General features: G+C 40.9%; 27 protein-coding genes. 14 read left to right on the top strand and 13 right to left on the bottom strand.

Features of this window, described 5'->3' with window-relative positions:
• Window positions 1-94: 94 nt before the first annotated feature.
• The 6 genes from FBF61_RS33780 to FBF61_RS33755 all read right to left on the bottom strand — a co-directional run bounded on the left by FBF61_RS33780 (window position 95) and on the right by FBF61_RS33755 (window position 5,765).
• A complete protein-coding gene (locus tag FBF61_RS33780) occupies window positions 95-757 on the bottom strand; it encodes a YiiX/YebB-like N1pC/P60 family cysteine hydrolase (RefSeq protein ID WP_138485402.1) in 663 nt (220 codons plus the stop codon).
• A gap of 4 nt (window positions 758-761) precedes the next feature.
• Window positions 762-3,506: a hypothetical protein gene (locus FBF61_RS33775; protein ID WP_138485401.1), complete on the bottom strand. Its 2,745-nt coding sequence runs from the start codon at window positions 3,504-3,506 to the stop codon at window positions 762-764.
• A gap of 10 nt (window positions 3,507-3,516) precedes the next feature.
• Window positions 3,517-4,062: a hypothetical protein gene (locus FBF61_RS33770; RefSeq protein WP_138485400.1), complete on the bottom strand. Its 546-nt coding sequence runs from the start codon at window positions 4,060-4,062 to the stop codon at window positions 3,517-3,519.
• A 7-nt stretch (window positions 4,063-4,069) separates the two neighbouring features.
• Window positions 4,070-4,606, bottom strand: coding sequence for a hypothetical protein (locus FBF61_RS33765; protein ID WP_138485399.1), 537 nt, complete (start codon window positions 4,604-4,606; stop codon window positions 4,070-4,072).
• A 367-nt stretch (window positions 4,607-4,973) separates the two neighbouring features.
• Window positions 4,974-5,126, bottom strand: coding sequence for a DUF1737 domain-containing protein (locus FBF61_RS35745; protein WP_166444701.1), 153 nt, complete (start codon window positions 5,124-5,126; stop codon window positions 4,974-4,976).
• A 186-nt stretch (window positions 5,127-5,312) separates the two neighbouring features.
• On the bottom strand, window positions 5,313-5,765 hold the full coding sequence (locus FBF61_RS33755) for a hypothetical protein (RefSeq protein ID WP_138485397.1): 453 nt from the start codon (window positions 5,763-5,765) through the stop codon (window positions 5,313-5,315).
• Window positions 5,766-5,964: 199 nt separating this feature from the next.
• On the opposite strand from FBF61_RS33755, the gene FBF61_RS33750 reads away from it, so the two are divergent.
• Both FBF61_RS33750 and FBF61_RS33745 read left to right on the top strand, forming a co-directional pair.
• The gene (locus tag FBF61_RS33750) at window positions 5,965-6,804 is read left to right on the top strand and encodes an abortive infection family protein (protein ID WP_166444700.1); all 840 of its coding nucleotides are present in this window, start codon (window positions 5,965-5,967) and stop codon (window positions 6,802-6,804) included.
• Window positions 6,801-7,469 carry a recombinase family protein gene (locus FBF61_RS33745; RefSeq protein WP_138485395.1) on the top strand — a complete coding sequence of 223 codons (669 nt, stop codon included), beginning with the start codon at window positions 6,801-6,803 and terminating at the stop codon, window positions 7,467-7,469. Before FBF61_RS33750 ends, FBF61_RS33745 begins: the two co-directional genes overlap by 4 nt.
• A gap of 150 nt (window positions 7,470-7,619) precedes the next feature.
• On the opposite strand, the gene FBF61_RS33740 is transcribed toward FBF61_RS33745, so the two are convergent.
• Window positions 7,620-8,342, bottom strand: coding sequence for a hypothetical protein (locus tag FBF61_RS33740; protein WP_138485394.1), 723 nt, complete (start codon window positions 8,340-8,342; stop codon window positions 7,620-7,622).
• Between the two features lie 194 nt (window positions 8,343-8,536).
• Window positions 8,537-8,860 carry a hypothetical protein gene (locus tag FBF61_RS33735; RefSeq protein ID WP_138485393.1) on the bottom strand — a complete coding sequence of 108 codons (324 nt, stop codon included), beginning with the start codon at window positions 8,858-8,860 and terminating at the stop codon, window positions 8,537-8,539.
• A gap of 59 nt (window positions 8,861-8,919) precedes the next feature.
• Between FBF61_RS33735 and FBF61_RS33730 the strand changes: the two genes are divergently transcribed.
• Window positions 8,920-9,183, top strand: coding sequence for a DUF2958 domain-containing protein (locus tag FBF61_RS33730; RefSeq protein WP_229215349.1), 264 nt, complete (start codon window positions 8,920-8,922; stop codon window positions 9,181-9,183).
• 113 nt (window positions 9,184-9,296) lie between these two features.
• Here FBF61_RS33730 and FBF61_RS33725 read toward each other — a convergent pair whose 3' ends face one another.
• Window positions 9,297-9,545 (bottom strand): hypothetical protein, encoded by a 249-nt coding sequence (locus tag FBF61_RS33725; protein ID WP_138485392.1) that lies wholly within the window; start codon window positions 9,543-9,545, stop codon window positions 9,297-9,299.
• Window positions 9,546-10,155: 610 nt separating this feature from the next.
• On the opposite strand from FBF61_RS33725, the gene FBF61_RS33720 reads away from it, so the two are divergent.
• The 8 genes from FBF61_RS33720 (at window position 10,156) to FBF61_RS33685 (ending at window position 18,096) form a co-directional block, all read left to right on the top strand.
• Window positions 10,156-10,821 carry an AAA family ATPase gene (locus FBF61_RS33720; protein ID WP_138485391.1) on the top strand — a complete coding sequence of 222 codons (666 nt, stop codon included), beginning with the start codon at window positions 10,156-10,158 and terminating at the stop codon, window positions 10,819-10,821.
• Entirely contained in the window at window positions 10,796-11,251 is a 456-nt protein-coding gene (locus FBF61_RS33715; protein WP_138485390.1) for a hypothetical protein, read from the top strand. The genes FBF61_RS33720 and FBF61_RS33715 overlap by 26 nt, the downstream gene beginning before the upstream one ends.
• Before the next feature lie 44 nt (window positions 11,252-11,295).
• Complete coding sequence (locus FBF61_RS33710) at window positions 11,296-12,234, top strand: replication protein RepA (RefSeq protein WP_138485389.1); 939 nt, start codon at window positions 11,296-11,298, stop codon at window positions 12,232-12,234.
• A gap of 367 nt (window positions 12,235-12,601) precedes the next feature.
• Entirely contained in the window at window positions 12,602-13,177 is a 576-nt protein-coding gene (locus FBF61_RS33705; protein ID WP_138485388.1) for a hypothetical protein, read from the top strand.
• Between the two features lie 38 nt (window positions 13,178-13,215).
• Complete coding sequence (locus FBF61_RS33700) at window positions 13,216-14,142, top strand: DUF8464 domain-containing protein (RefSeq protein ID WP_138485387.1); 927 nt, start codon at window positions 13,216-13,218, stop codon at window positions 14,140-14,142.
• 85 nt (window positions 14,143-14,227) lie between these two features.
• A complete protein-coding gene (locus tag FBF61_RS33695) occupies window positions 14,228-14,947 on the top strand; it encodes a vWA domain-containing protein (protein ID WP_229215348.1) in 720 nt (239 codons plus the stop codon).
• 67 nt (window positions 14,948-15,014) lie between these two features.
• A complete protein-coding gene (locus FBF61_RS33690; RefSeq protein WP_138485386.1) occupies window positions 15,015-16,169 on the top strand; it encodes a PP2C family serine/threonine-protein phosphatase in 1,155 nt (384 codons plus the stop codon).
• Window position 16,170: 1 nt separating this feature from the next.
• The gene (locus FBF61_RS33685; protein WP_138485385.1) at window positions 16,171-18,096 is read left to right on the top strand and encodes a protein kinase domain-containing protein; all 1,926 of its coding nucleotides are present in this window, start codon (window positions 16,171-16,173) and stop codon (window positions 18,094-18,096) included.
• 6 nt (window positions 18,097-18,102) lie between these two features.
• Here FBF61_RS33685 and FBF61_RS33680 read toward each other — a convergent pair whose 3' ends face one another.
• The 4 genes from FBF61_RS33680 to FBF61_RS33665 form a co-directional block, all read right to left on the bottom strand.
• Window positions 18,103-19,083 carry a hypothetical protein gene (locus FBF61_RS33680; protein ID WP_138485384.1) on the bottom strand — a complete coding sequence of 327 codons (981 nt, stop codon included), beginning with the start codon at window positions 19,081-19,083 and terminating at the stop codon, window positions 18,103-18,105.
• Window positions 19,084-19,176: 93 nt separating this feature from the next.
• Window positions 19,177-19,560, bottom strand: a complete 384-nt coding sequence (locus FBF61_RS33675) for a hypothetical protein (RefSeq protein ID WP_138485383.1) — start codon at window positions 19,558-19,560, stop codon at window positions 19,177-19,179.
• Window positions 19,535-20,362: a P-loop NTPase family protein gene (locus tag FBF61_RS33670; protein ID WP_138485382.1), complete on the bottom strand. Its 828-nt coding sequence runs from the start codon at window positions 20,360-20,362 to the stop codon at window positions 19,535-19,537. Before FBF61_RS33670 ends, FBF61_RS33675 begins: the two co-directional genes overlap by 26 nt.
• Before the next feature lie 34 nt (window positions 20,363-20,396).
• Window positions 20,397-20,783, bottom strand: a complete 387-nt coding sequence (locus FBF61_RS33665; RefSeq protein ID WP_138485381.1) for a hypothetical protein — start codon at window positions 20,781-20,783, stop codon at window positions 20,397-20,399.
• A 265-nt stretch (window positions 20,784-21,048) separates the two neighbouring features.
• Here FBF61_RS33665 and FBF61_RS33660 point away from each other — a divergent pair, with 265 nt between their 5' ends.
• The 3 genes from FBF61_RS33660 (at window position 21,049) to FBF61_RS33650 (ending at window position 23,910) form a co-directional block, all read left to right on the top strand.
• Entirely contained in the window at window positions 21,049-21,387 is a 339-nt protein-coding gene (locus FBF61_RS33660; protein ID WP_138485380.1) for a plasmid mobilization protein, read from the top strand.
• Window positions 21,384-22,208, top strand: a complete 825-nt coding sequence (locus tag FBF61_RS33655) for a relaxase/mobilization nuclease domain-containing protein (protein ID WP_138485379.1) — start codon at window positions 21,384-21,386, stop codon at window positions 22,206-22,208. Before FBF61_RS33660 ends, FBF61_RS33655 begins: the two co-directional genes overlap by 4 nt.
• Before the next feature lie 118 nt (window positions 22,209-22,326).
• Complete coding sequence (locus tag FBF61_RS33650; RefSeq protein ID WP_138485378.1) at window positions 22,327-23,910, top strand: type IV secretion system DNA-binding domain-containing protein; 1,584 nt, start codon at window positions 22,327-22,329, stop codon at window positions 23,908-23,910.
• Window positions 23,911-24,328 lie beyond the last annotated feature (418 nt).

The raw sequence follows: 24,328 nt of genomic DNA, 5'->3' as shown, positions 1-24,328 counted from the left end.
AAGAAAAAGCGCTTCGTGGCCATTTGTGGGTTGATACTGACCGGCGTGATTCCATTACACTTGATTAAGTTGAGCGAGTGGCGGTTTAGCCCAATTACGGAGTATATTTTATATGGCCAACATAGTTCAAATCGTCGAACCATTGTAACGTTGCTAGTGAATTAGGGTCCCAGTTTTGTCCAGGACTTAGCCTTCCCAAATCTATACCGACCTCTTTATATGCATCTATGACGAGTTTGGAACAGAATGTACCTTTCGTTTTACCAAAATCAACTAAATGTAGTTTCTGCAGGTAATTAAATTTAGGAGCTGCAAGTAAAGCTGCCCATAAATTATACGACACTCCCATTTCGGCTTGTTTATTTAACCACGCTACTATGGAAGCCCGTTGAGCATTCGTTGCATTTGGGTGGCGAAAAGCAACAATGACAGTCGCATCCTTCGAATAATCTTCAAAAAGTAGCTTTCTTACTTTAGGAGATACTGACTCTACGACGAATATCAAGGGAGCGGCACTATTTTGTGTAAGCATATCAGTCACGATGGCTACATGTGAGATCGGACCGCTTGTCCCTACTCGGACGATATTCGAAACCAATGAATTTGTTGTTGAAAACAATATGTCACCATTTTGCAGAGCCAAGGTTTGCACACTGCTTCCTCCGGAAGATGGAGAGAGAGGAATATCATTCTGTCCGGCGGCAGCAAAGGCAATAGTACATATTATTAAGCATATAATTGAAATGTTTTTTTTCACGACTTCATTGAGGGTTTAAGGTATTGGATTCAGCATAAAAATATTTCATATCATTGGGAGCAATAATATCTTGGCTCGGCAATTGAGAAGGGAAAGCTAAATCAGTCAATTTACTGATAATTTTCCCTTTGGCTCTCATTAGTGCATACAGGCCATCAGATTGAGCCATTTCATTACTCAGGACATAAGCTGGATCAGCAATTGGTAAGTTTATCCCATTCCCTCTCCCATTCAAATGGAGCATAAGATTACCATAACCATCGGCTCGAACGAAATCAAAATTTGCATCGCTGTACTTAATATTTAATTCAGCAAGTTTGTTATCGTCAGTTATGGAATCATAAAACAAACTTGCATATTCCTTATAACGTAGCGGGCTATCCCTAACTTCTGAATTCACATTGCTATAAATTAATCTTGAGCTAAAATTCTTAGCCATCAACTTGTTATTTTTTAAAACCTCAGTAGCCAGCTTAGCGACTTGTAAACCCGGATCATTAGGGTAATAACCGAATAAAACTTGATAGGTATCTTCCATCATTTCGTTTCCGGCTAACATCGATTGTTGAAGTATTCCATAGTTAACATAGTTGAGTAACAAATAGAGGCGTGTTTGTAAGTCCGAATTTTTTGTTAGCAACACATTATCATCAACTTTAAAATACTCTTTCAGTTTTAAGGGTTTATAATCTGCCGATGTTGATATCAAAAAATAAGGACTAAGATCAATAATCCAGTCTGTGAACTCAGTAAGCAATGCATAATTGTAGAACGTATCAAACGCCTTATCTATATCAGTTAATCCACTTATACTCGCTACTGCTAAATACGCTTGTTGACTATCTTCAATTCTTTTAGCCGGTATGTATAAACCATTTATTGCTTGCGGTGACTTACCATAAAATTTACTAAACAAGTCTTTTGTCTTACCAAATCTTTCACGCACTAAGGGTATCAGTTGTGTAGGGGGAATTGTGAAGTCCATAGAGAATAAATTATCTTGGCCTACATTAGTGTGTGTTTTTAAACCTGTTAGGCATTTCTGACAAGTGCCAGCATCCGCCTGATGTAGCGCATCAAATCCACTATACTTTGAGAAAAAATCAGGTTTTATTTTTTGTGTTTTTAGATATGTGGCATATAGTGTACGGCAATCTGAAACATTAGCTAATAGTTGTACTGTTGTTTGAGACAGTGACATAAGCCTATCAATTTTCCAATCTATATCTTCCAGTTTATCATTAATAAGTTGAAAAGATCTCATCATGTCCTTATACATGATTTGCACCATTGTTATGAGGTCATCAAGTTTCTGCTCTATTCGCTCTAGTCGTTGGTTAACTTCCTTAAAAGCATTCTGCATTTCCTCACGGAGTTGTTTTAACAATTGCAATTCAGGACTTTCGGGAGGCGGCCCCCCGAACAAACTTCCAATTCCGGACATTATACTTAAAACGCCTAATGGATTTCCAGTGAATATACTCGCCACTCCCATTCCGATGTTTACTGCTTTGGTTGCATAGCTGGTAAACTTAGCTACTTGCTGAACGGATTTGTTTCCTGGAAATGCAAGTGCTAGTTGACCAGCTACCCCGTCTGCCCCACTAATGGCCGCTGTAAGAGTTGGTAGCTCAAAATTTTGGATTTTATTCAAAAACGCAGATCGTTCAGCTGGATCGAAAGCTTTCTCCACACTATTCTTCAGGCGGTTAACAGTTTCTATAACTTTGACACCTTTATTTACATAACCGTTAATAATATCTAGTCTTAGCTGGTTTTGGACGACAAGTCTTGCATGGCTTGCCTGATATAGAGTAAATTCACTTGAGCCGGCAATCGCTTCTTTTATATTTTTTTCCTTTTCGACAATTTTAAATTGAACCTGATCCCATTCTTTACGCAACTCATCAACGGTATCCTGAATTTTAATTTCATTTATAGCTAATTCTTTAACATTTTGACCTAATTCAGAAAAATCCTCAATTGTTTTTTTTTCCGTGCCTAACAGTACTTTGTTATAATTCTGTTTTAGTCCATGTGTTATCGTGTTAGCGTCCCATTCTTTTGGCGTTGTAACGACTTTGAGGCGCTTTTGAGCCTCCTGCACGATTATTTCCAGCACGGGATCAGCATACACTTTTAGCTGATCTGTCGTCGCAACGGAAGCAGATATTGTCTTTAATTCTATTTTTAATCGATCGGAGTTGGCATCTATTGGGACGCCTTGCAACTGGAGATAACTGACAGTATACTTCATCAGCGAGTCAAGCTGCTGAGGGTCATCTAGAATTTCTTTCGCGTTTGACTTTGTCTCATCCTTAGCATAATCCAAAAATCCGCTCCTAATAATGGGAGTCAGTAGTGCATCTATAAATGGACTTGAATTACTACCACCGTAACTGGCCAATGCATCATTGCCAAATTTCAAGAAATATTCTGGGGAAACCTTTAAAATTGTTTCCTCTTGCTTGTCCTGCCAAAGGGCACGAGCACTTGTCAAAGCTTTGCTAACGTATTGTCCATAGGCTGCGCGTTGGCCAGGGTCGGAAAGATTTACTTTTTTCAGAAGCTCTCGTTGTTTAGCTTTCACGAGATCACTGTAGTCAGAAGGATTATTAGAACTAACATCCTGTGTAATTAGTCGAAATACATTACCCGATGTTCCTTTTATATCAAATTCTTGGTATTCTTTTACCTGTGCATATGTAATTTGCCAAAAAAGCAGAAATAAGAGCGTTAACTTTCTCATAGTACAGGTGTCAATCAACTTTGATATAAATGTATAGCGCGATGTTCCTTGGTCGCGTTTCCTCTCCACCATCCTGATTTTTTTGTGCCAATAAATTGATGCTGGCATTATTCCAACTCGGTCCATCATCTGAACTTATTCGCCATGTAGAACCATTACCAGAATTCGAGTGCCCCAATGGCATCGGGTCAGACGTTCCTTCGCGCCCCACATAGTGATCATGGCGCTTTAACTTATCTCCTTGATAACTTGCGATTAACCTGTCCCCATCTGCGTCACCCTCCCCAACACCACGTCCAAAGTTCATACCTCTAATAAATAGTCCTCTTGCATCCGGAATATCTTTTATGCCATATAGCTTGGCTAATTTACTGTCTGGCATTTTTTGTCCTTGCATTAATACCCATCCCGGATTCAGTTTCAAAAACAAAGTAGGTTCGAGAATTGAGTATTTAACTTCGCCGAGCGAACCATTAGAAACCAATTCGGTTTGTGCGCTAACTGCTTTTACCAAAAAGCTAATTAGTAAAAGCATAAAGAAAAATTTACTATTCATAGATAAGCTAGTTTATTTTAACGTAGGTATATAAAGTGATACTACGAGGACGGGTTTCTTTGCCACCCTTCGTTTCGGTTTGTCCAGTAGACGTCTTTAAGTTTGCTGACACAGTAACGTCTCCCCCAGGCAAGCGAGTCCAGCCAGTGTGTGTAAAATTGTTATTTGGAAATACATGTGTATGGGCCGCAAAGTCATCTCCTTGTGGGTCACCGATAGGCCTATCCCCTTCAGCATCGCCTTTATCGACACTCTGTCCCACGTTCATGCTTCTTATAAACTTGCCTCTAACATCCGGTAAATTTGGAAACCGATGTATTCCTTTCAATTTTGATGATTGATATTCATCGTTAATCGCAGGCATGTCGCCAGCCAATAATATCCAGCCTGGATGTTTACTCATAAAGACAGATGGCTCAAGCAATGAATACCGAATATCACCGACAAAACCCGATCTATCTGTATCATCCTGATAGGCAGCCAAGAATAATGTAATGCATGAACCTAGAACAACTCCACCAATTTTGATAATTACATCACGCATGAGTAAAATTGAAGATATTATGAGAAGAGTGAGACTGAAATTAAATTGATTGATTGAAAGTCACAACGGTTTGCTGTACAATCTATTAACCGGTAAAAAGTTGATTTAAAACAGGATTAACACAGATCGCTTTTTACCTGTTGTAGCTTAGGTGTCTTCGATGCTCTTTTCTTTTTTTGCAGATCCAGCGATGAATCCGATAGTTAATCGGTGCAGTACGTAAAATTTGACGCCTATGTAAACTTAATTATGAGAAGCTATCACAGTCTTACAAAAAACCCTCGAACCTGAGGCACGTTTTTATCCGCCTAGCGTTTCTGGGAGTGTCTAGACAGACGATAGATATTAATATATGTTCTGACAGAAGTTACCTCGTTAATGCCTGTGCATAAATAACTTGGTTTGGCGCAATAATAGCTACAGATACCCCTCCTAAGGGCTTCCAGCCTTGCCCAAGAAGATTATTCACATTTGATGACAGGATACTAGGGTCATGCGCTGTTAAAACAATATAGTTCATATCTTGGAGAAGTATAAAAACCATCAAGAAAACATTTCTTGATGTTTTTATACTGGCTAATGCTATAATTAACACCTTCCTCTAATCTCACAAACAGCTCAAACGTGAGACAGGGATTGTCTACCTACACGGCAAATCCTGCCTTAATTTTCGGACGTGGCTTTCGCAGAAGAGATTGGACTTTATTTAATGTATCCCAGAATCTTTATTTTTATTAAATTCTTCAATATCAATATTAAAGATTTGCTTATCTGTTAAGTTGTCGGAAGTAAGTCCGGAGTCGACAACAGAACTGAAAAATGTTACTAGACAGGTAGCATCATTAAAATCCTGATCCCCGTGGATATCGTCCCAACCAAAACGTCGCTGTGAAGCGCTAGGAGCTGCTAATTCTTTTATAGTGCTAGCAAGCCAATCTCCATCTTTTGCTTGGCTATAAATTTTCCAATAAATTGATTCCCCTGTTGTGTTTATACCTGTATCAAACTGAGTACGTGCATCAGCAGAGCGTGTGTTCCTGGTAACTGTCCGAACACCATTTTTATAAAGTAGGACTTCTTCTTCAATTGCAGTATCAAAATCAAAATCAAACGTGAGGCGGGCTCCATTATACTGAACCACTGTTTCTGAATCTGCCATATTTGGTTTAAAATTAAAGAGTTTAAAAAAGGTAATATGGTGAAAATCAATTAGAAAAGCGATAATTAATTATTTAACGGTTAAGATAGTTGTTATCTCCCTAAATGCTTGATTTCTATGATGAAGTGCTGCATTTCCCCAAGTGTCCACATACATACGACCGTTTGCTTGTGGACACTTTATGTGTTTTATTGTAGTTATGGATATAATCAGTTTACGAACCCAAAGCGAATTTCAGGAATTTTTGGTCGGCTATACGCTACGAGAAATTGCCCGTTTATTTGATAATTGTGATCTCAGCCCTCGCGAGATACCTAGCGAAGAACTGCCCAATGGTGAACGTCGGTCATTAGTTGCCAAGTACTATGCAAACGTCGATGGGACTAATCTCAAAGATGTGCGCAAAGTTACAGAGGCATATGCAGAGATTTTGGAAGGAACCTCTGAAACATTGGAAAGTGATCCGCTTCCCAATGACCTTTTAAAGCGCTCATATAACAAGCTTATAAAAAACCTGGAACGAGATGGTTTTGTGTATGCTGATGGGAAAATAACAAGAACTGCAAACTCCAAAGTTGATTTAGCACACGATGCAGTGGATTTGTGTGACGCTGATCAGTTTCGCGAATATGTCGATAGAATTAATGCCTCTATTGATGTAGATCCTGCGCTGGCGATAGGTTCTACGAAGGAACTGATTGAATCTGTGTTGAAAACGATTCTTACAAAAATGAGTGTCGATTTTGAGAAGGACGATGACGTTCCAAAGCTTCTTAAAAAAGTACAGAAAAGCTTGAAGCTTGCACCTGATGATATTGATAATGCCGCAAAAGGGGCTGAAATCATCAAGGTATTATTAAGCAACCTTGGCTCTGTGGTTATTAAGCTGGCGGAGCTGCGCAACCTATATGGTACTGGCCACGGTGTCGGGAAAGTCAGAAAAGGCATGGAGCCGCGACACGCAAAGCTAGCTGTTGGGGCTGGAATTAGTTTGTGCACCTTTCTGCTCGACACCTTCAAACATCGGTCCGACAAATGAAGCATGCCGTGGCCTATTATCGAGTTTCAACCGACCGCCAAGGAAAAAGCGGTTTAGGCTTAGAAGCCCAGCATCAGGCCGTACACCAGTTCGCGCAACAAGAAGGCTACCAGGTGACGGCCGAGTATACCGAGATAGAAAGCGGGAAGAAAAATCAGCGGCCGGAACTATTGGCAGCTTTGCTGCAGTGCAAAAAACAGAAAGCAACACTGATCATTGCAAAGCTGGACCGGCTTGGCCGCAACGTCGCATTTATTGCAAACTTGATGGAAAGCAAAGTAGAGTTTCGTGCCGTTGATAATCCGCATGCAAATCCCCTAATGGTGCATTTACTTGCTGCCTTTGCGCAGCACGAACGGGAGCAAATAAGCACAAGAACAAAGGAAGCTTTGCAGGCCGCAAAGCGGCGCGGTGTCGAGCTGGGAAAACATGGCCGAGAAATTGAGAGTAAGAAGAATGCAAAGGCGGCCGATCAGTTTGCGGAAATGATGCGGCCAATCATTGACGAGCTGGAAGCCGAAGGTTTTATAACCATTCGAGGAATCTCTGACGAGCTGAACCGGCGAGGTGTTGAGACGTTTCGAGACGATGGTGAGCAATGGCACCGAACTACAGTGCATCGCTTGCTTAAACGTCTTAATAAAGGGAACATTAGCGTATTGTAAGTATCACTGATAATGTAGACCGATATTTGGAGTACCGCTCATGGAGACAACAGCAGTACTTCTGTCTGCAATAAGTGTGGACAGTTTAAAATCTTTAGAACGTGAAAGTAGACCTATCTTTTTTCGATTTTCGTCGAATAGGTTCCATTTTCACTTCTTTCTTGTAGTTGTTCCAGGGGCGGGCGCTGGGTTTGCGTTTGTTGCTGACCTTGCTGTGTCTGTTGTTGGCCCTGCTCCGGTTTTGACTGATTTTGGTCTTTGCTCATTATTATCTTTTGCAGTGTGAATTTCTTTAGTGTTTTTTATAAACCTTGTTATGAAGGGTTCGGCGGTGTAATTTACTAAAAAACAGACAATTAATACAGCAGCACCTTTGAAAGAGCTAGTCATCCATGATGCTGATTTTGTCAGATCCCGGGACTTATCATTATTACTCTCTACTAATTGATCTGATAAGGTGATGAACTGATCTTTCAGGTAGTTTTCAAACTCATCTTGATGTGAGGGGTCTTTACATACATCATAATAACCCTCCATTACTTTTAATCGCGGAAGCAATAAAGATGTACGACCTTTAGTACTGAATTTGTAATAACTGCTAAGAAGGTGGTAACCTGTTCCCAGGATAAAATAGAGATCGACAGCAACAAGGAGATTGAAAATTAAAGTAATGCAGGGTATGGGGTTTTTAAATGACGTAAACAAAACATAAACTCCCGAAACAAGAGCTATCATAACCGTACCCAGTAACCCTATTTCATTTGTAAGACTATTACGCCGTTCGATTTCTTTATAATAGTTTTCCTTGTAGAACTCCAAACGGTTGAATGGAACCGAGTCAGGTGGAATTGGGCTTTGTCGAAAAATCTTCATTTATGGAGAGTTTAGATAGAGCATCGTTAGGCGACCCAAATTTGAAAAGTACAACCACTACCCTACCGTGATTTACTCACTAAAATGGAATTATTCCAGAACGTTTAAAAATCTGTTGTATAAGATTTTATGATAAAGACGAAAACATGACGCAATAGCTGAATGAAAATAATTCCCAAATGAGAAAAATGCAATCAATCCAATTGTGAAAGTGTATTTTCAGGCATTTCACCTCTTGAAACCAGATCTTCTAAAAGGGATCGGTATGATGCATTTATGCCATAAGAAGCTGGAAGCTGAGCCACCCCTTTTTTAATAAATGCGTAATGCAGGCGACCCGTTACGGTTTCAAAATCTGCCTTTTTTTGACTGGCTGGATCATTTGCTGAAAAGTGGTAAGACTCAGATGATCTTCCTTCATTAAATAAAATCGTAGTAATTTCAGACAATGATTTCCCTTTCAAGCTCAGAATCAGCCTGTTTAAATCCAACCATTTTGGAGGCTCTGAATATGACATATTTTCTCAAATTTACTTTATCTGTTGATTAACAGCTTTTTTTCAGTTAAAGTGTCGGAATGTCCAGACTTATCCCCGACGACCCAAAAGCACAAATGATCCGCAATCACTATGACGTTACTGAGGGGCGCGCAAAAGATCATTCGCCCGTTATGAGGCTGTTTGCTGGAAATGCAACCTGGCTCCTATTCGAACTGGATCCTTATTATGATGACATTGCTTTCGGACTATGCGACCTCGGTATGGGTTTTCCGGAATTGGGAAATGTTTCAATTACTGAACTCGAAGAAGTCGGCACCCGACATTGGGTCTCCCATATGTAGAACGGGACGAGCATTTCATCCCCTCCTACCCTAAGAGCGTTTACCACAAAGCCGCGCGCATGAACCAGCAAATCACTACTGATCGTGAAAAGCTGGCCATGGCGCAGCTTTCGTTAATTAAAAAGCCTAAGTAGCTCATTAACAACTGGTTTTAATACTGGTGCTGTGATGTGGTAAAGCCACACACCCTGATGGAACAACCAAGTAATCACTTTGATTATCCAATTTGTAACGTCTTCTCCGGTAATTCCGAAGAACTGTGCGATGACAATGGCATCAAGCAGGAAGCTAATAATTCGGTCTCTTAGAGACTTTTTGGGATCGCCGGGTTGCGGCTGGTTTTGTGCGAGCGTGTGCTGCATAATAATTTGGATAATTAAATCCAAATTCTGCTGTAAGCGGTAGGTTGTTGTGATTCCGGTGGAATGCGTAAAAGATACCTACACCTGACTTAACAGATGAATTTGGTATCTTTTTTCCAAACCGGCGTATGAGGCAAAAAGATGTTAAAACTTTTATTCAAAATGCCGGTATATAAAATTAACGTCCGGCTAAAAAGTTTTATCATTCATTGAACCTTGTTGATCCAGTGTACCCAAGTGACGCCGCACCAGTTTACCTTCTGTTCCCCCAATTCCGTTTTACCAAAACCGTCCTCGTAAGTCCGTCTTCTTCAACCGGTGGTCAATGGTAAGTTGCCTATCAAAGATTCGATATCTGGAAAGATATCAATTGCATGGTTTTTTAAAAATTTTTGGCACCTTACAACTGATCAACGTCAGAGTGCCAATAAAAGTTCACAACTCATAAAAAATATTTTTAACGTTAAAAAAGACGCAAATATTCACGTTAAAAAAAGCGCTATACTTGTACTAAACAAAGCGTCAAAATAAGCTTTATTTCAAACATACTTTGTCAATCCAGAATAAACATCTATTTTGGCGTTAAAATTAATGTCTAAACAAACGTTTCATGATCTTCACAACCGCAGGCGAAAAGGGTGGGAGTGGCCGCAGTACAATTGCGGAACATTTCACTGTATGGCTGTCTAAACAGGGTTTTGATGTCCTTTTGATTGATGCTGACGAGCAGGGTACTGCAAGCGATTTTACCGCCTGGCGTGAGCAAACTCTGGATGGAAATGTCGGTTATACACTGGTGCAGCTTGTGGGTGCAAATCTTCGCAAACAGGTCGAAACCATGAAATCAAAATACGATCATATTGTGATTGATACAGGGGGCCGGGACACGACAAGCCAGCGTGCTGCTTTGTTTGTCTCCGATGTTGCGATTGTCCCAATTCAGCCACGAAGCCATGATATATGGACGCTGGCAAAATTTACCGAGATACTGGAAGAAATCCAGTCTGGCCGCGCAACGCCTTTGGTCGCTTACACATTCCTGAACCGTGCGGATATAACGTCAGCTGATAACCGGGAATCAGCTGAAGCACTGTCCGCCATTGAGCAGATGACATTTATAGATTGCCCGGTAAAAAATCGCAAAGCATATCCAAACTCCGGATCAGCCGGATTGACAGTTTTTGAAATGGGGGAGAAGTCCGACCAGAAAGCCATTAACGAAATCACTGAACTTTTTAAACGCATCAGTCATGTCAATATCACCGCCACCGCCTAAGAAGAAGATGTCCGAGGAAGAAATCGATGCAATTATTAATAGAGGTGGAAAAGCTGCATCGGAAAGAGATTCAAGCACATCGGTTGCAGTAGCTGAACCAGTTCTTTCAACAGAAATTGATGTGGTTGAGACGACACCGGTTGTTGATACACCTGTTGTTGATGGAGCGCCGGATGTAGCTGAATCACCTGCTGTTGGCGAAACACCCAAAACTGAATCGTCAGCAAAAGACACTTCATTTGATCCAGCTTCAACTAAAAGCATTAAGCTAATAATGACCGCCGAAGAAATGGAGGTCATAAAGAAATTGCGCGACAAACGCCCGGCCAGAAGCCGCAGCCGCAAGATCTCGATATCCGTGCACGATTGGGTTATTGAAGCCGTACAGGAGAAAATCGAGCGGGAACGCCGGAAATATAGCGTTCAATAGAGCGTTGAAATTAACATTATTTTTAACGTCAAAATAAACGCTAAATGAGTGCTAAAAAAGACGCTGAAAAAGCACTAAAACTGAAACCAGACGGAACCTCAAAAGTTGCTGTTCGAAGGTCAAAGCTGATTTATGAAGCTTATCAGGAAGAACCGGATGATCGTGAAATGCTCTTTCAGGCCGCAGCCATGTGTCAGGTGTTTCTGCCGCGCCGGGAGCCATTGACCCCGAGCGAGGTTTGGGAGACGGAAAGCGGCAAATTCACCATGACCGTGATTCCGCTGCCGGTGATGAACCCGGCCACCCATAAAAACGAATATATCGGTCTGCCATACGGCACCAAAGCCCGGATCATCCTAGCCAACCTAAACGCCATCGCCGTGCAGACCCAAAATCGGGTCATAGACGTGAGTTCGAACAATCTGACACAGTTTGTCAAGGAAATTGGAATGACGGACGGAGGGAGCCAAATATCGGGCGTACGCGATCAAATTGCCCGGCTATCCAATTCCATCATGCGTCTGACCTTTGACGGGGCAGAGTGGCAGGATAACACCAACATGCCGATCGTAAGCCGGTTTACCGTGTTTAAGGACAGCAACCAGCAACGCTGGCCGGAACAGATCGAATTGTCGGAACAGTATTTTAAAAATCTGGTCGAGCATGCTGTGCCGCTTCCAAAGCTTCACCTTGCCGCCCTGAGCAATAACGCGACTGCCATTGATCTGTATTGCTTTCTCGCGCACCGTCTGCACCGCATTCCGAAGGGAAAACCACAGTTTCTGGCATGGAAAACGCTAAAAGACCAATTCGGGGGTGAATATACGCGGATGACTGATTTCAGGACAAATTTCAAGAAGACCTGGGACTTGGTAAGAACCTTGTACACAGACGCTAAGATCGAGCAAAAAGGCACTCGCGGGATGTTGCTGCACAACAGTCCAACCCCAATTCCACAACAGCTATTTATGTTTGCTAAATAGCTGTTATCCAATTGGTTAAATTCATAATAGCGACTATTTCACGGAATTACCGTGTTTTTGTCTCGAAAGTTAATATAACTATCAATAAATCAGTATGTTAACCTTAAAATAACGAGTAATTCACGGTAAAACTGTAGTTGTATGTTGATAAGTCTGTGTAAAAGCCTGTGGATAAGTAGGTTATACACCGTGATTTTGTCGCCAGATGCACCGTGATTTACTCGAGAATAGCACCGTGATTTTGTCACACAACCCTTTATTTAAAAACAAATAAAAAAAACTATTATTAGATGAAAAAATTGTGGAAAACTGATGAAGGGAGAAGGGGGCCGGGTTAACTATTAACTTAGTTATTGATTTTATCTATATGGTTACTGAAAGGGATTCAAGCGTCATTGTCGCCAAACAATTATTTTTAAGAGAATATAATCCAATGCGGACCATTGAAAACGCAATGGACAAGAGTATTAACGCCTCTGTTTCTAGAAACGACACTTATGCTAGTCATACAAAGGATTGGCAACGCGGAATGGTTAAAGACTTTTGGTCTAAACAGGTGATTGACATTTCGGCTAAGTATGCTACACAGGTTCAGACTAAGGAGACTTTTGATAATGACATAATGTTTTTAAAACGCATTATGAATGAAACGTATGGAGAGCTTTTTGAAGGCTCCAATTTTAAAATATCCCATGCACAAAAGAGCTTGTCAGTTTATTTGAAGCATCTTTGGTGCATGCGGTTATCTCTCGTTCCTCCAAGGTGTCCAGTGGATAGACAAATATTGAAAGTAGCTGGTGCTCCGCAAAATATGATACCTTGGACGGAGGTAGATGATATAAAGATTTACCGAGGTCACTGCAACTTACTTGCCCAAAAAGCCAACGTTGAGAAATTTGAAAATGTAGCTTGTTGGGAGTTAGTCAAGTTTTCACCTCAATGATTTGAGGTACATTAACGGCTTTTCTAGCTACTTCTATAATGAAAATCTCTGACGCAAAGAACATACCAATTGATGACTTTCTTGAAAGCCTTGGCCATGCCTGCACCAAGGAAGTAGGAGGGAGGAAGTGGTATAAGCGCCCCTACGGCAATGAAAACACGGCCAGCTTTGTATTGTCGGTTGATAAAAATGCTTGGTATGACCATGGAGAAGGCGTTGGTGGAAATATTCTTGACTTGGCTATCAAATACGCAAATATCGCTGGGATCTCCGAAGCCTTGAAATTTATTGAAAACACTGTCGGGTCTGGCTATATTATACCTACGATACGCCAAGAGCTTAAAGCAATGGAACCCGAACTTCCTTACTATGACCTGATCGGCGCAACTGATTTTAACATTTACTCTGGGGGCGCCCTTTCTAGAAATGCTCAGTATTTGAACAGCCGTGGGATTGATCCAAAGGCAGCGGCGCCATACTTGAAAGACATTAGATTTGTCGCTAGGGCATCCAGTAAAAAGTCCTATTCTGGTTTAGGTATGCAGAACAATTCGGGTGGTTTTGAAGTACGTAGAGCAGGAGATTGGGCTAAGACGTCTGTTGGAAGCAAAGATGTTTCGGCATTTTTTGCTGACCGAGATCATGCACCTTGGCTTGCATTCTACTCAATGATTGATTTTTGTTCTTTTATAACAATTGATCAGCCACCAATTGGCACTTACAACTATCTCGTTATCAATGGGGATGGACTGGTGGGGAAAGCCCAAGAGTTTATAAGAAACATTCCAGTTGGGACTATGATTCATTATCCACACAGAGATATATCCGGACAGAAGGCTTTTCATAAATTGCTTGATTATATGACAACATTAGGGTGGAGTGGGGCAGACCGTGCCCATCTCTATGAGGGTTTTAAAGACTTGGCCGAGGCACAAGAAAAAAAGCTCCGGATATATAAAAAGTAATGTTGATAACACCTCCATTTGGATCCTCAATGCGTCTTTTCAAAGAAGAATGCCTATATAAAATATTACATAGCAGCTTTTCCATTTGCAAAAGCAAGAATATTTATCATTATTGGATGAAATAACGAACTCTCATTCAAATATGGAATTTTCTACGGAATCACCTCAAAATTACGAGACTAAATGCTGCTGCGTTCTGGTACTTGACGTATCTAGTTCAATGGCAGGAGCTCCAATTGAAGCATTGAATAAAAGTATTCATGAATTTTACAATGAAATCAGTAGCGATCCGACAACAGCAAACAGACTTGAAATTTCAATCGTAGAATTCTCATCAACAGTTAAAACCCTTGTTGATCCAAGCTTAGTAGAGGATTTTACAATGCCTACCTTAATTACCAAAGGAACTACGGCACTTGTTGATGGTGTAAAAGAGGGGATTGAAATTGTCAAATCTCGGAAAGCGTGGTATAGAAAAACAGGACAGCCATATTACCGCCCCTGGATTATCTTAATTACAGATGGTGAACCAGACAAAGGGCAAGATTTGCCTAGTTTATCAATTGAAATTAAACAACTAGTCTCTAAAAAGGAATTATTCTTTTTAGCACTGGGAGTTCAAGGAGCTAATATGAGTAAACTTGCTCAACTATCTGATATTCCTCCTGCCGAGCTGCAAGGCTTAAAATTTAGCGCTTTTTTTGAGTGGCTAAGTGCCAGCATGATACAAGTGACGAATTCTAAGGACGATGAAAAAATTGATCTACCCAATCCTGCTTCATGGATGAAAGGATTTACTGTATAATAAACCAGTGAAGAAATTTCATCTATTTGTTCTGCTAATACTAAGTCCATTTTGTTTTTCTCAGAAGATGGACTCTACCGATGCATCAAATTCCAAATATAAATTTGATAGCTTATTTTTGCTGGAAAAAGTAAGGCATAGGCAGTCAATAGAAGATTATTCACTAAAGGAAAAATTAAGGCAGACTGAATTAGAAAAGCTAAGAAAAATAGTAAGGTATTATCAAATTGTATCGATTCTTCTTTCTTCAATAATATTATTCGAATTGTTTAGAAGACTATTAAATTTTATGGCAAAAAGAGGAAAAAATAACAGAGATATAATTTTGGAAGTTGCTAGAAGAAATACTGAACCTAATATTCAAATATTTTCTAAAAAGTGGGTAGTAGTTGGAGAATCTGCTATTGGTAAATCTCATTTAAGATCTGGAAAGCCTTGTCAAGATCGTAATTTTTTTCACAGCCTAGGTAAAAATTGGGGAATTGCTATTGTATGTGATGGAGCAGGTTCAGCTGAACATTCGGACATTGGGGCCGAATTTATCTGTCATACAGAAATGCCAAATCTATTACTTGAACTCATTAAGAACGAGTCTTGGATAGAAAATAATAAATTACCTGATATTTCAGACTGGCATAGTAAAGCAACCGCTATTTTTGAAGAAGCATTTACATCATTGTCAGACCTTGCTAATAAAAAAAATGTAGATATTACATCTTTGGCTTGCACATGTATAGCAGTTATATATTCACCTATTGGAATTCTTATTGCGCATATCGGTGACGGAAGAGCTGCATTTTGTAATGAAAATGGGGAATGGAATTCTATTATGATTCCTCATAAGGGCGAAGAAAGCAATCAGACAATATTTATATCAAGCAAAACATGGCATCAGAACTCTGATTTTAGAATGTCAGGCGTAACGGTTCCAGAGTGTCGAGTAATTACTGAAAAACCAACAGCATTCGTATTGATGTCCGATGGATGTGAGCAGCATTCATTTGAGTGCAGCTTAGTTGATCCCGTTAGTGGCTCATGGTCTGATCCTAACAGACCATATGAAAGATTTTTCTCCCCTTTGATCCAGACCTTAAGTGATATGGCATCAAGCCCGAATTCAACTGATTTACAAGAGCCTTGGAAAAAATTTTTAGAAATTGGTACACCAGGTCTCAAAAATGAATCTGATGATAAGACCATGATTTTAGGAATTCTGAAATAGTATGAATCTTTTTTACTACACCAGTGATAGATCTCCAATACGTCTTGATTCGAAACGAATAGGACGGGGAGGCGAAGGAAACGTATACAATATTATAACCCAAAAGGCGCATTTGATAGATCAGTGCGCTAAAATTTATTTTCCCGATCAAATTACAAAAGAGAAAGAGCATAAGATAAAGTATATGGTGAATCACCGTATAGCTGTGGAAGATGGCTCTCGTTTCTTACTTTGCCTACCCACAGAAGCTTTATTTGACGGGGTTGGAAACTTCGCGGGTTTCTTGATGCCCAAGGCATTTGTTGGAAGTGTTCAACTATATACACTTGTGACATCGAAGATCAGAAAAGAATTAGATTTAGACTGGCATGCAAAATATGATAGACATACTGATATAGGTATAAAAAATAGATTGAAATTATGTGTAAATATTTCAGTTGCCTTGCATACGTTACATCGAACAGGCCAATTTGTTTTAGTTGACTTAAAGCCACAAAATATTCTTATCACCAAGGATGCAAAAGTTTCTATTATTGATTTGGATTCAATCCAAATTTCTTCTGGCAATAAAGTATTATATGCCGCAAAAGTTGCTACTCCAGAATATACTCCAATTGAAGGGCAAAGTTTAAACACAACCAAGGATTACATACCTGAGACTTGGGATCGATTTTCAATAGCGGTCGTTTTTTATGAACTTCTATTTGGTATTCATCCATATGCTGCAACTGCTAATGGGCAATATGCAGAAGCTAATACCATATCAGATAAAATTAGACAAAGCCTGTTTGTTCATGGCTCCAAAGCATACTATTTATCCAGTATTCCGATCGTTCATGAAAATTTCAATAAATTACCTATTACTATAAAAAGCCTTTTTTTATCGGCTTTTGAAATCGGGAACCAATTACCTGTAAAGCGTCCTTCAGCAATGATTTGGGGTGAAGAGCTCACAAAAGAAATAGCAAAAGATGTACGAAGAACAATTATACCAATACCTTATCGCTCAAATACAGCCCCGACTCCTATTTCCGTTGTTAAATACATTGAGTCAAAAACCTTGCCGCCAGAAGACACTACAAACACTAGTAGTGATAAACATGGGTGGATATTTGTATCAATTTTAGTTATACTATTTGTCGGTTTTTTTGGTTTAAAATGGCTCGACGTAATAAATGCTGCTGGACCGAAATTTAAACCTCCAATAGATAATATAGGTACTGATGTGCAAATGTCAAGTATTAAAAGGAATTTAGTAAGTAGTTCGAGGGAAGTTTTATTAGTCAATCCTTCGCTACATATTTTAAATATTGAATTGAAAGATACGCTTACTATATTGACATTGCAATATTCTAATGGCAACGATTTATCTAACCATAATTGGATAAACATTAACCCGGATACATATATTGATGTAAGTGGAATAAAATATCCTATCCTAGCGGCAAATATAGCCTTTGCCCCGGAAAAGCAGTATTTAATGAAAGAGAATGAGACGATCGAATTTATATTGGAATTTCCTAGTATAGGTGGTGCTGCTTATTTTGATCTAATAGAGTGTCCAAGCGGATCTTGCTTTAACTTTGTAAACGTTTCTGTTTTGCAACCACAAAAAGCTAGTTGGGTGAATGGTGTTGAAAACACATTTGCTAACACTGGTGTTGTAATGTTTTGGACTAAGCAACAGCAAGCGGGTGGTTTTTCAGTTGTGTTGAATGATACTGCAAGTGGGTTAGTATCAAGTTTTACATCTATTAACCGTGGAATTCCAGAGTGTGGTGCCAAAGGAAATGCTATTTTTCAGATTGATCCGGGTGTATATAGTTACAGAATTGAGTCTGTACACAATAATACCGATGGCCAAAAGACTGTATGGGAGGGGCAGACTGAAGTATTTTCCAGTCAATGTTCAAAGTTGGAATTTTAGTCTATACTATTTCACCCCAATAAAGCTTTTTCCTATTTCTGCCAATATTTGCTTTAACTCGTTTGCAAAAATGAATTTTACACTTTTGTCTTGTTCAAGTAATTGAATGTTCTCATCTTTTTTAGCTTTGGTTATGATTACTATTTTTTCAATCAGTTTCAAATTTTCAGTATCCCAATACTTGTCAGCCTTATTTATTTGAGCAATAACATCAGTTCCAACAAAACCATCATAATCCTTGACTTGAATTGCAATAGCGTATCCATAGTTAGAAATGATACCTGGCAGCTTGATTAAAATATCAGTACCGTGATTAATTTCTTCTTTGCCTCCAACACGTTCAATTTGATAAAAAGGAAATATTTTTTTTAAGCCGTGAACCAAAGCAAATTCCCATTCCTCTCTTGTAAATTGTTCAGTTAGTTTATTGTAAAGTTTGTTTGCAAAAAGTGTTTCATCAAAAGCTTCGCTAAAAGCATTTCCAATTGTGCTCTCCAATCGGCTATTATAGTCCTGAGTTTTTGAAAGTTCAGTTACCTGCGTCTCCAACAATAGCGTTACATCATCTGAATAATGATTTATATTCCAGAATCTTGAAGGGTTCTTAAGCGTCGATCGCAAATTGCCTGTCACATGTTCGTTGGCTCTCGCAAATTTCTTAAGGTATTTTGCTGGAAAAATATGCCCATAATCGCCCAAGGCTTTATCAATCTCAAAGGTGTATCCTTTGTTCCAATCTTCTGTGGCTTCAACTAAAGCGACGTCGCCCCAAGCAGGCAATTGTGGAATTAGAAGAATGTCACCATTTTTAACTCTATTAAACATGGGTAGGTTTCTACCTGCACCTTCGTCCAACTTAAAGTCTCTTAGATCTTGTTTTTCATCCCAGCCCCAACCTTGCCTTAATCTTCCTTCATTTAGTTGACCCCAAAAAAAGTTGAGCTGGCTTGTGTCAACCCTGTAACACCAATAATTTTTGTTGTCCATTACAAATTAAGTTTAGTTAGAATCTGCACCCAGTAAGCAGTATTAGTGTTATTTGATTTAGTCACGATATCCTTTTCGGAGACATATAATCTACTACTCTCTTTCAATGAGTATAATGCCTTTTTTGTCCTCCGTGACCTGATAGTTTTCTTTTGGAATGAAAAGTTCTCCGTTTTCATTTTGTACAAAGTGCCTGGAAATGAAATTCCACTTTGTTTCAGCAAGCTCAATTTTCTCCTGATCAGTCATGGCATCTTTTATCATAAAGGCGGCCAGACAGCATAAAAGGAAAGTGGAAAAGATCAGGCTAACGCCCACGATGTTTTGACCAATGCCGGTAGACAGGTTTCCCCACCATATCGTCCACGCAGAAGCATTATGCCCATAGTGGTTGTTATAAGTAACCGGCTTGATGGTTTCATTTACCTTGACTGCAGCCTGTTCGATCTTGTCAACGGATTTCTCGACAGCCAACATCAGCGGTACGATCTCGGGCTCGATTGCTGATTCTGATAAGTTGAAGCGGAGCGCCAACCTGTGGCGCTCCGCAGCGAGGTTTGTATGTTTTTCCATCAGCTAATAATTTCCTGTATTTCCTGCTGTTTTTTCGGTACATGATCCTGGACATCATACCCAGGGAGGCCGGGTCCGGATCAGGCTGGCTGATCAGGTCTATTATTTCCTTAACAGCACCACCACTACCCAGGTCACCAAATTGTTTGCAATCTATCCCAAGCTCTTTAAGTTTTTCAACCGCCTTTTCAGCCGTTTCTTTACCGCCAAAAGTGCCCATATTGACCACCATTGTTATAGGGAATTGCCCGGCAATTCCAGCAGACACCGCGTTGTAATAATTTACGCAGGAAGCCAGGGCATCACGTCCTGCAACAATGACAAATAAACGCAGCATAGTGTCCCTATCTGCCAGTTCCCTGCGCAGTTCATCAGCCAGGTCATCTTCTTGCAGCAAGCGTAAGAATTCAGCCGATTCAGGTGCGCCAAAATCAATATAATAATTTTCAGATTTTCCCTTGGATAACCTATCGAGCAGATCAATGATCACATCCCGTTCCATTTTTTTGTACTCATTGAGTATCGAGAAACTCCGGACACGCTCTTTGCCCACTACTGCCCCCAGACGCCCTATGGATGTGCCAGTAGACTCGTCCAGGTCAATGAAATTTGTTTTCTGTTCTTTCTGGTTTTGTGCTACAAACCATATAAATAGCGATTTTCCTACGCCTCCTTTTGACTGTAATACCAGATTAATTTGCTTCATGCTAATAGTTATTGATTATTAATAAAGTGCAATATCAAAAATTAGTAAAATCCATTCCCGGATCTTTCTTCCCTTTTGGTTCTTTTGTGGCTTTTTCAACGACTGTACCCAAATCTTGTTCAGGCAGGGCAGGAGTGAGGGCCGCCGGGTCTGATGGTTTGCTGATTGGCGAGCCTGGTGCAGCTACTAGCGGAGCGAGCTGTGCGGCCTGCTTGGTTTTACGTCTTCTTTTCAGGTTATAGATAGCGTCCTCTGTGATGTCAATACCGAGCTCATCTTTGACCTGGCGGATCATGATCTGGGCGGGGATATCAAAGAGATAATCACCGTAATACCTGGCCAGCAGATCAAAGCGACCTTTCAGCTTCATTTCAAATGCCTGTAAGACATACTTTTTATCCATAGGACAACGAAAAGACATTTTTTAAACAATTATAAAATGAAAATAGAACAGAAATGTATAATATTCAATAAATGACGGAGAAAAAAGTAAAAAAAGAATTACTTGCCCTTATATTCGTGCGTTTGTTGTTTGTGTGGAGGTAAAGCAAGCCATGTGTTTGTATATACAAATTTTCCACTTCGCTTCAAATTTGCATCTCCAAACACACCGGTCGTGCCTCCCTTGACTTGCCGGGGCGCTGCCCCAAACCCCCATGCCACGGGCATGTTTTTGAAATTACATTATGGAAGACAATGAGAAGAACCCACATTATGAAGCCCGCAAGGCCGGTGCAGCCAGGCGGGAAAACAAGGGTAAAATGATACCTGTCCGGGTCACCGAACAGGAGCATGCACAGATCAAGGCCAACGCAATCCTGGCTGGCCTAAGCGTGTCTGAATACCTGCGCCGGCTGAGCACCGGTCACCAGGTGCAAGCCCGGTTTGAGAAGGAAGAAAAACGCAACCTACAAGGCATTGGTACCAACCTGAACCAGCTGGCGGCATATGCCAACAAAGGTTTCTTTTATGAGAAGCCTTTGCTTGAAGTTCTGGAACAACTTAAAAAAATACTAAAAACATGATTGCCAAAACATCTATCGGATCGAGCTTTTCAGGCGCGATCCACTACGGGGCTGGCTATACCGTTGAAGGCAAAGAGATCATGGGCAAAGCAGATTTGCTGGTGACGCACAATGTGGTTTCGCGTGATCCGGAAGGCATCGCTGCCGAGATGCAGCAGGAGGCATCTTACAGCCGGTGCAAGACACCGGTGTGGCATTCATCCATCAGCTGGAAGCCGGAAGAGAAACCCACTCGTGAGCAGATGATTGAGACGGCCAACCGGTATTGTCAAAAAATGGGGGCAGACCCAAAGGACCACCAGATTGCCGTTTACGAGCACCACGACAAGCCGCACCAGCATATCCATGTTTACATTAACCGCGTACCGACGGATGGGAGCAAGGCGCTGGAAACTTCGCATAATTATGCGCGAAATGTGCGGATCTGCAAAGAGATCACGCAGGAGCTAGGTTTTTCCAAGCTGGAAAAACTGGAAGAAGGCAAATTGCGTCATGTGGCGGTAAACCAGGAGGAAGCACAAAAGGTCGTTAACATGACAATCAAGGCTGCTTTGAAAGAAGAATCCGACACGCCGGAAGACATGGAGCGGCGGTTGAGAGAAAAAGGGATTGAGTGCAAATACAAGATCGAAGAAGGCAGGCTCAAATATTCCAGTTACAGCTATCAGGGCGTACCGATTAAGGGGCAGGATGTTGGCTTTACCGCTAAACAGTTACAGGCCAGGCTGGACAAGAACCTGGAAGTTAAAAGGGAGCAATCGCAGCAAGTCAAACCGGAGCTGGAGCACAAGCAGAAACGCGGCCGCGGGATGGGCTTTTAAAATGCGGTTTCTATCTTGCCAAACTGTTAAAACAGGTGTGCAGAACAAATGGGAGAGATGCTGCATCTGGCGGGCATGCTAACCTGATATTACTATCCATTCACTAAATCAATCTTCAATGGCAAATGTCTTTTTCTTTCTGGTGATCCCCTTTTTTATGGGGCTTGCACTTCACTGGTTGTTAGTACTGCTTTATAAGGTCGGTTTAGGCTTTATAACACGGTTCTTTTACCGGGGTGTCTTTATCTCAGACGATACACTTTTCCGCCAGGATATCCTTTGGAACAAACCACAGATCCGGTTTATGCTCGCACTGTTGCCATGCCAGGTGTTGGGTGTTATTTTTGCCACATTGCTCACCGATACGGTCACAGACAGCAGTTTTTTAAGATTGACCATGCAAGGGACTGCCGGGGCCTTTGTGGCCTTTACTTCCTATATTAATTTCAGGGGAAAGAAGAAGACAGTCACTACTGCACCGGCAGCACGCAGGCCAGGTAAAGGTTTTGTGTTGCAAACGTCAGGGGGAAGCACTATTGAAATTGATAACCCGACACGCGGGATCTTTATTTGTGGTGGGGCCGGATCCGGAAAGAGCAAGAGCATCATTGAACCCATTATCCAGCAATCCGGACAGAACGGGTTTACGGGCCTGGTGTATGACTTCAAGTTCCCGGTCCTGGCCTCCGAAGTAAACGGCGCTTACCAGGGTAGCCAAGTCAAGACATGGTTTGTCAATTTCACAGACCTGGCTTACAGCCATCAGATCAACCCGGTCAGTCCGAAGGTGATCACAAATGCCAGCTATGCGCGGGAAGCGGCTAAAACCATCCTTTCCAACATTGATTTTAAAGCATCACAAAAGCGGGATTTCTGGATCCAATCCAGTGAAGCTATCCTGACATCAGCAATCTGGTACCTACGCAATAACCATCCCCAGTATTGCACATTACCGCACGTAATCGCACTGGTGTTAAAACACGAGCCGAAAGAGTTGATCCGGCTTTTTCAGCAAGACCTGCAAGTCAAAGCGATCATTGCCAGTGTGGCCAGTGGCTCCGAAAGCGAGAACCAATTGGCAGGTGTATTTGCGTCTATACAGAATTATCTTTCAACCCTGGCTACTCCTGAAATATTCTGGGTCCTATCCGGCGATGAAGTACCTCTTGATCTGAATAACCCGGAAAACCCTGGTATTTTGACGGTCGGAAATGACCCTACATTATCTGCTACATTGAGTCCGGTGATTTCGCTGATTGTCAGCATGGCTGCTAAACAAATGAACCAGCAAGGGAAAGAAAAATCCATCATCCTTTTGGATGAAGCGCCGACCTTGTTTATCCCTAATTTTCAGCAGATCCCCAGCACAGCCCGCAGTAATAAAATTGCTACGGTCTACAGCGTCCAGGACATTGCACAGATGCAGGGTATGATCGGGCGGGAAGAAACTGAAATGATTATATCTAACCTGGGGACCCAGTTTTACGGACGTAGTACCAACATAGCCACAGCTGAACGTATCAGTAAATTGTTCGGCAAAATGGATGTTGAATATACTGGAAGTAATAAGAGCCGGTCAGAAGACCGCAATAGTTACGGACAGAGCACTACAATCCAGCAGCGTGAGCGGTTGACCTTCCCAGGTGCTAGGTTTCCGTGCCGGCGAGTTCTGCGGGATTGTGGCGGAAGGCAATATTCCTGAATTTCAAGACATATTCTGCGAGCAGTCGAGCATTGCCATGAAATTGCAACAAATCCAAGCCGAGCCTGATACCAAAGCAAATTTTGTCCGCATCCATAATGAATTGGCATTGATCTTATAAGTTAAAACAACATTATGTTTGTAAATAACAAACATAATGTTATAAATAAACAAATAATAGTTTACATTAGCTTGAACATATCGTCAGCCAGACGGAAACTTGGCATCAAGTACATGGAAACTATAATCAAAAACAGCCATTTATTGAAAAATGATCTTTCAGAACGGGACTTGAGGTTCTCGTTACAAATGGACGAAAAATAGCGGTTTGAAATTATTCATTGCTCTTAGCCAAATAATTATGCAAAGCATTGTTCATAAATAAGTCCAGATCGGATGCATTCTGGGATAACAACGT

This window comes from Dyadobacter bucti, from assembly GCF_005869225.1.
Lineage (GTDB): Bacteria > Bacteroidota > Bacteroidia > Cytophagales > Spirosomataceae > Dyadobacter > Dyadobacter bucti.
The sequence above is the reverse complement of the archived record's forward strand: the minus strand, read 5'-3'. Positions and strand labels throughout refer to the sequence as shown.

Bases quoted from the DNA above. Each gene is read 5' to 3' on its own strand.
- FBF61_RS33775 (WP_138485401.1), bottom strand. From the start codon at position 3,506: ATGAGAAAGTTAACGCTCTTATTTCTGCTTTTTTGGCAAATTACATAT.
- FBF61_RS33770 (WP_138485400.1), bottom strand. From the start codon at position 4,062: ATGAATAGTAAATTTTTCTTTATGCTTTTACTAATTAGCTTTTTGGTA.
- FBF61_RS33765 (WP_138485399.1), bottom strand. From the start codon at position 4,606: ATGCGTGATGTAATTATCAAAATTGGTGGAGTTGTTCTAGGTTCATGC.
- FBF61_RS35745 (WP_166444701.1), bottom strand. From the start codon at position 5,126: ATGAACTATATTGTTTTAACAGCGCATGACCCTAGTATCCTGTCATCA.
- FBF61_RS33755 (WP_138485397.1), bottom strand. From the start codon at position 5,765: ATGGCAGATTCAGAAACAGTGGTTCAGTATAATGGAGCCCGCCTCACG.
- FBF61_RS33750 (WP_166444700.1), top strand. From the start codon at position 5,965: ATGGATATAATCAGTTTACGAACCCAAAGCGAATTTCAGGAATTTTTG.
- FBF61_RS33745 (WP_138485395.1), top strand. From the start codon at position 6,801: ATGAAGCATGCCGTGGCCTATTATCGAGTTTCAACCGACCGCCAAGGA.
- FBF61_RS33740 (WP_138485394.1), bottom strand. From the start codon at position 8,342: ATGAAGATTTTTCGACAAAGCCCAATTCCACCTGACTCGGTTCCATTC.
- FBF61_RS33735 (WP_138485393.1), bottom strand. From the start codon at position 8,860: ATGTCATATTCAGAGCCTCCAAAATGGTTGGATTTAAACAGGCTGATT.
- FBF61_RS33730 (WP_229215349.1), top strand. From the start codon at position 8,920: ATGTCCAGACTTATCCCCGACGACCCAAAAGCACAAATGATCCGCAAT.
- FBF61_RS33725 (WP_138485392.1), bottom strand. From the start codon at position 9,545: ATGCAGCACACGCTCGCACAAAACCAGCCGCAACCCGGCGATCCCAAA.
- FBF61_RS33720 (WP_138485391.1), top strand. From the start codon at position 10,156: ATGATCTTCACAACCGCAGGCGAAAAGGGTGGGAGTGGCCGCAGTACA.
- FBF61_RS33715 (WP_138485390.1), top strand. From the start codon at position 10,796: ATGTCAATATCACCGCCACCGCCTAAGAAGAAGATGTCCGAGGAAGAA.
- FBF61_RS33710 (WP_138485389.1), top strand. From the start codon at position 11,296: ATGAGTGCTAAAAAAGACGCTGAAAAAGCACTAAAACTGAAACCAGAC.
- FBF61_RS33705 (WP_138485388.1), top strand. From the start codon at position 12,602: ATGGTTACTGAAAGGGATTCAAGCGTCATTGTCGCCAAACAATTATTT.
- FBF61_RS33700 (WP_138485387.1), top strand. From the start codon at position 13,216: ATGAAAATCTCTGACGCAAAGAACATACCAATTGATGACTTTCTTGAA.
- FBF61_RS33690 (WP_138485386.1), top strand. From the start codon at position 15,015: ATGGACTCTACCGATGCATCAAATTCCAAATATAAATTTGATAGCTTA.
- FBF61_RS33685 (WP_138485385.1), top strand. From the start codon at position 16,171: ATGAATCTTTTTTACTACACCAGTGATAGATCTCCAATACGTCTTGAT.
- FBF61_RS33680 (WP_138485384.1), bottom strand. From the start codon at position 19,083: ATGGACAACAAAAATTATTGGTGTTACAGGGTTGACACAAGCCAGCTC.
- FBF61_RS33675 (WP_138485383.1), bottom strand. From the start codon at position 19,560: ATGTTGGCTGTCGAGAAATCCGTTGACAAGATCGAACAGGCTGCAGTC.
- FBF61_RS33670 (WP_138485382.1), bottom strand. From the start codon at position 20,362: ATGAAGCAAATTAATCTGGTATTACAGTCAAAAGGAGGCGTAGGAAAA.
- FBF61_RS33665 (WP_138485381.1), bottom strand. From the start codon at position 20,783: ATGTCTTTTCGTTGTCCTATGGATAAAAAGTATGTCTTACAGGCATTT.
- FBF61_RS33660 (WP_138485380.1), top strand. From the start codon at position 21,049: ATGGAAGACAATGAGAAGAACCCACATTATGAAGCCCGCAAGGCCGGT.
- FBF61_RS33655 (WP_138485379.1), top strand. From the start codon at position 21,384: ATGATTGCCAAAACATCTATCGGATCGAGCTTTTCAGGCGCGATCCAC.
- FBF61_RS33650 (WP_138485378.1), top strand. From the start codon at position 22,327: ATGGCAAATGTCTTTTTCTTTCTGGTGATCCCCTTTTTTATGGGGCTT.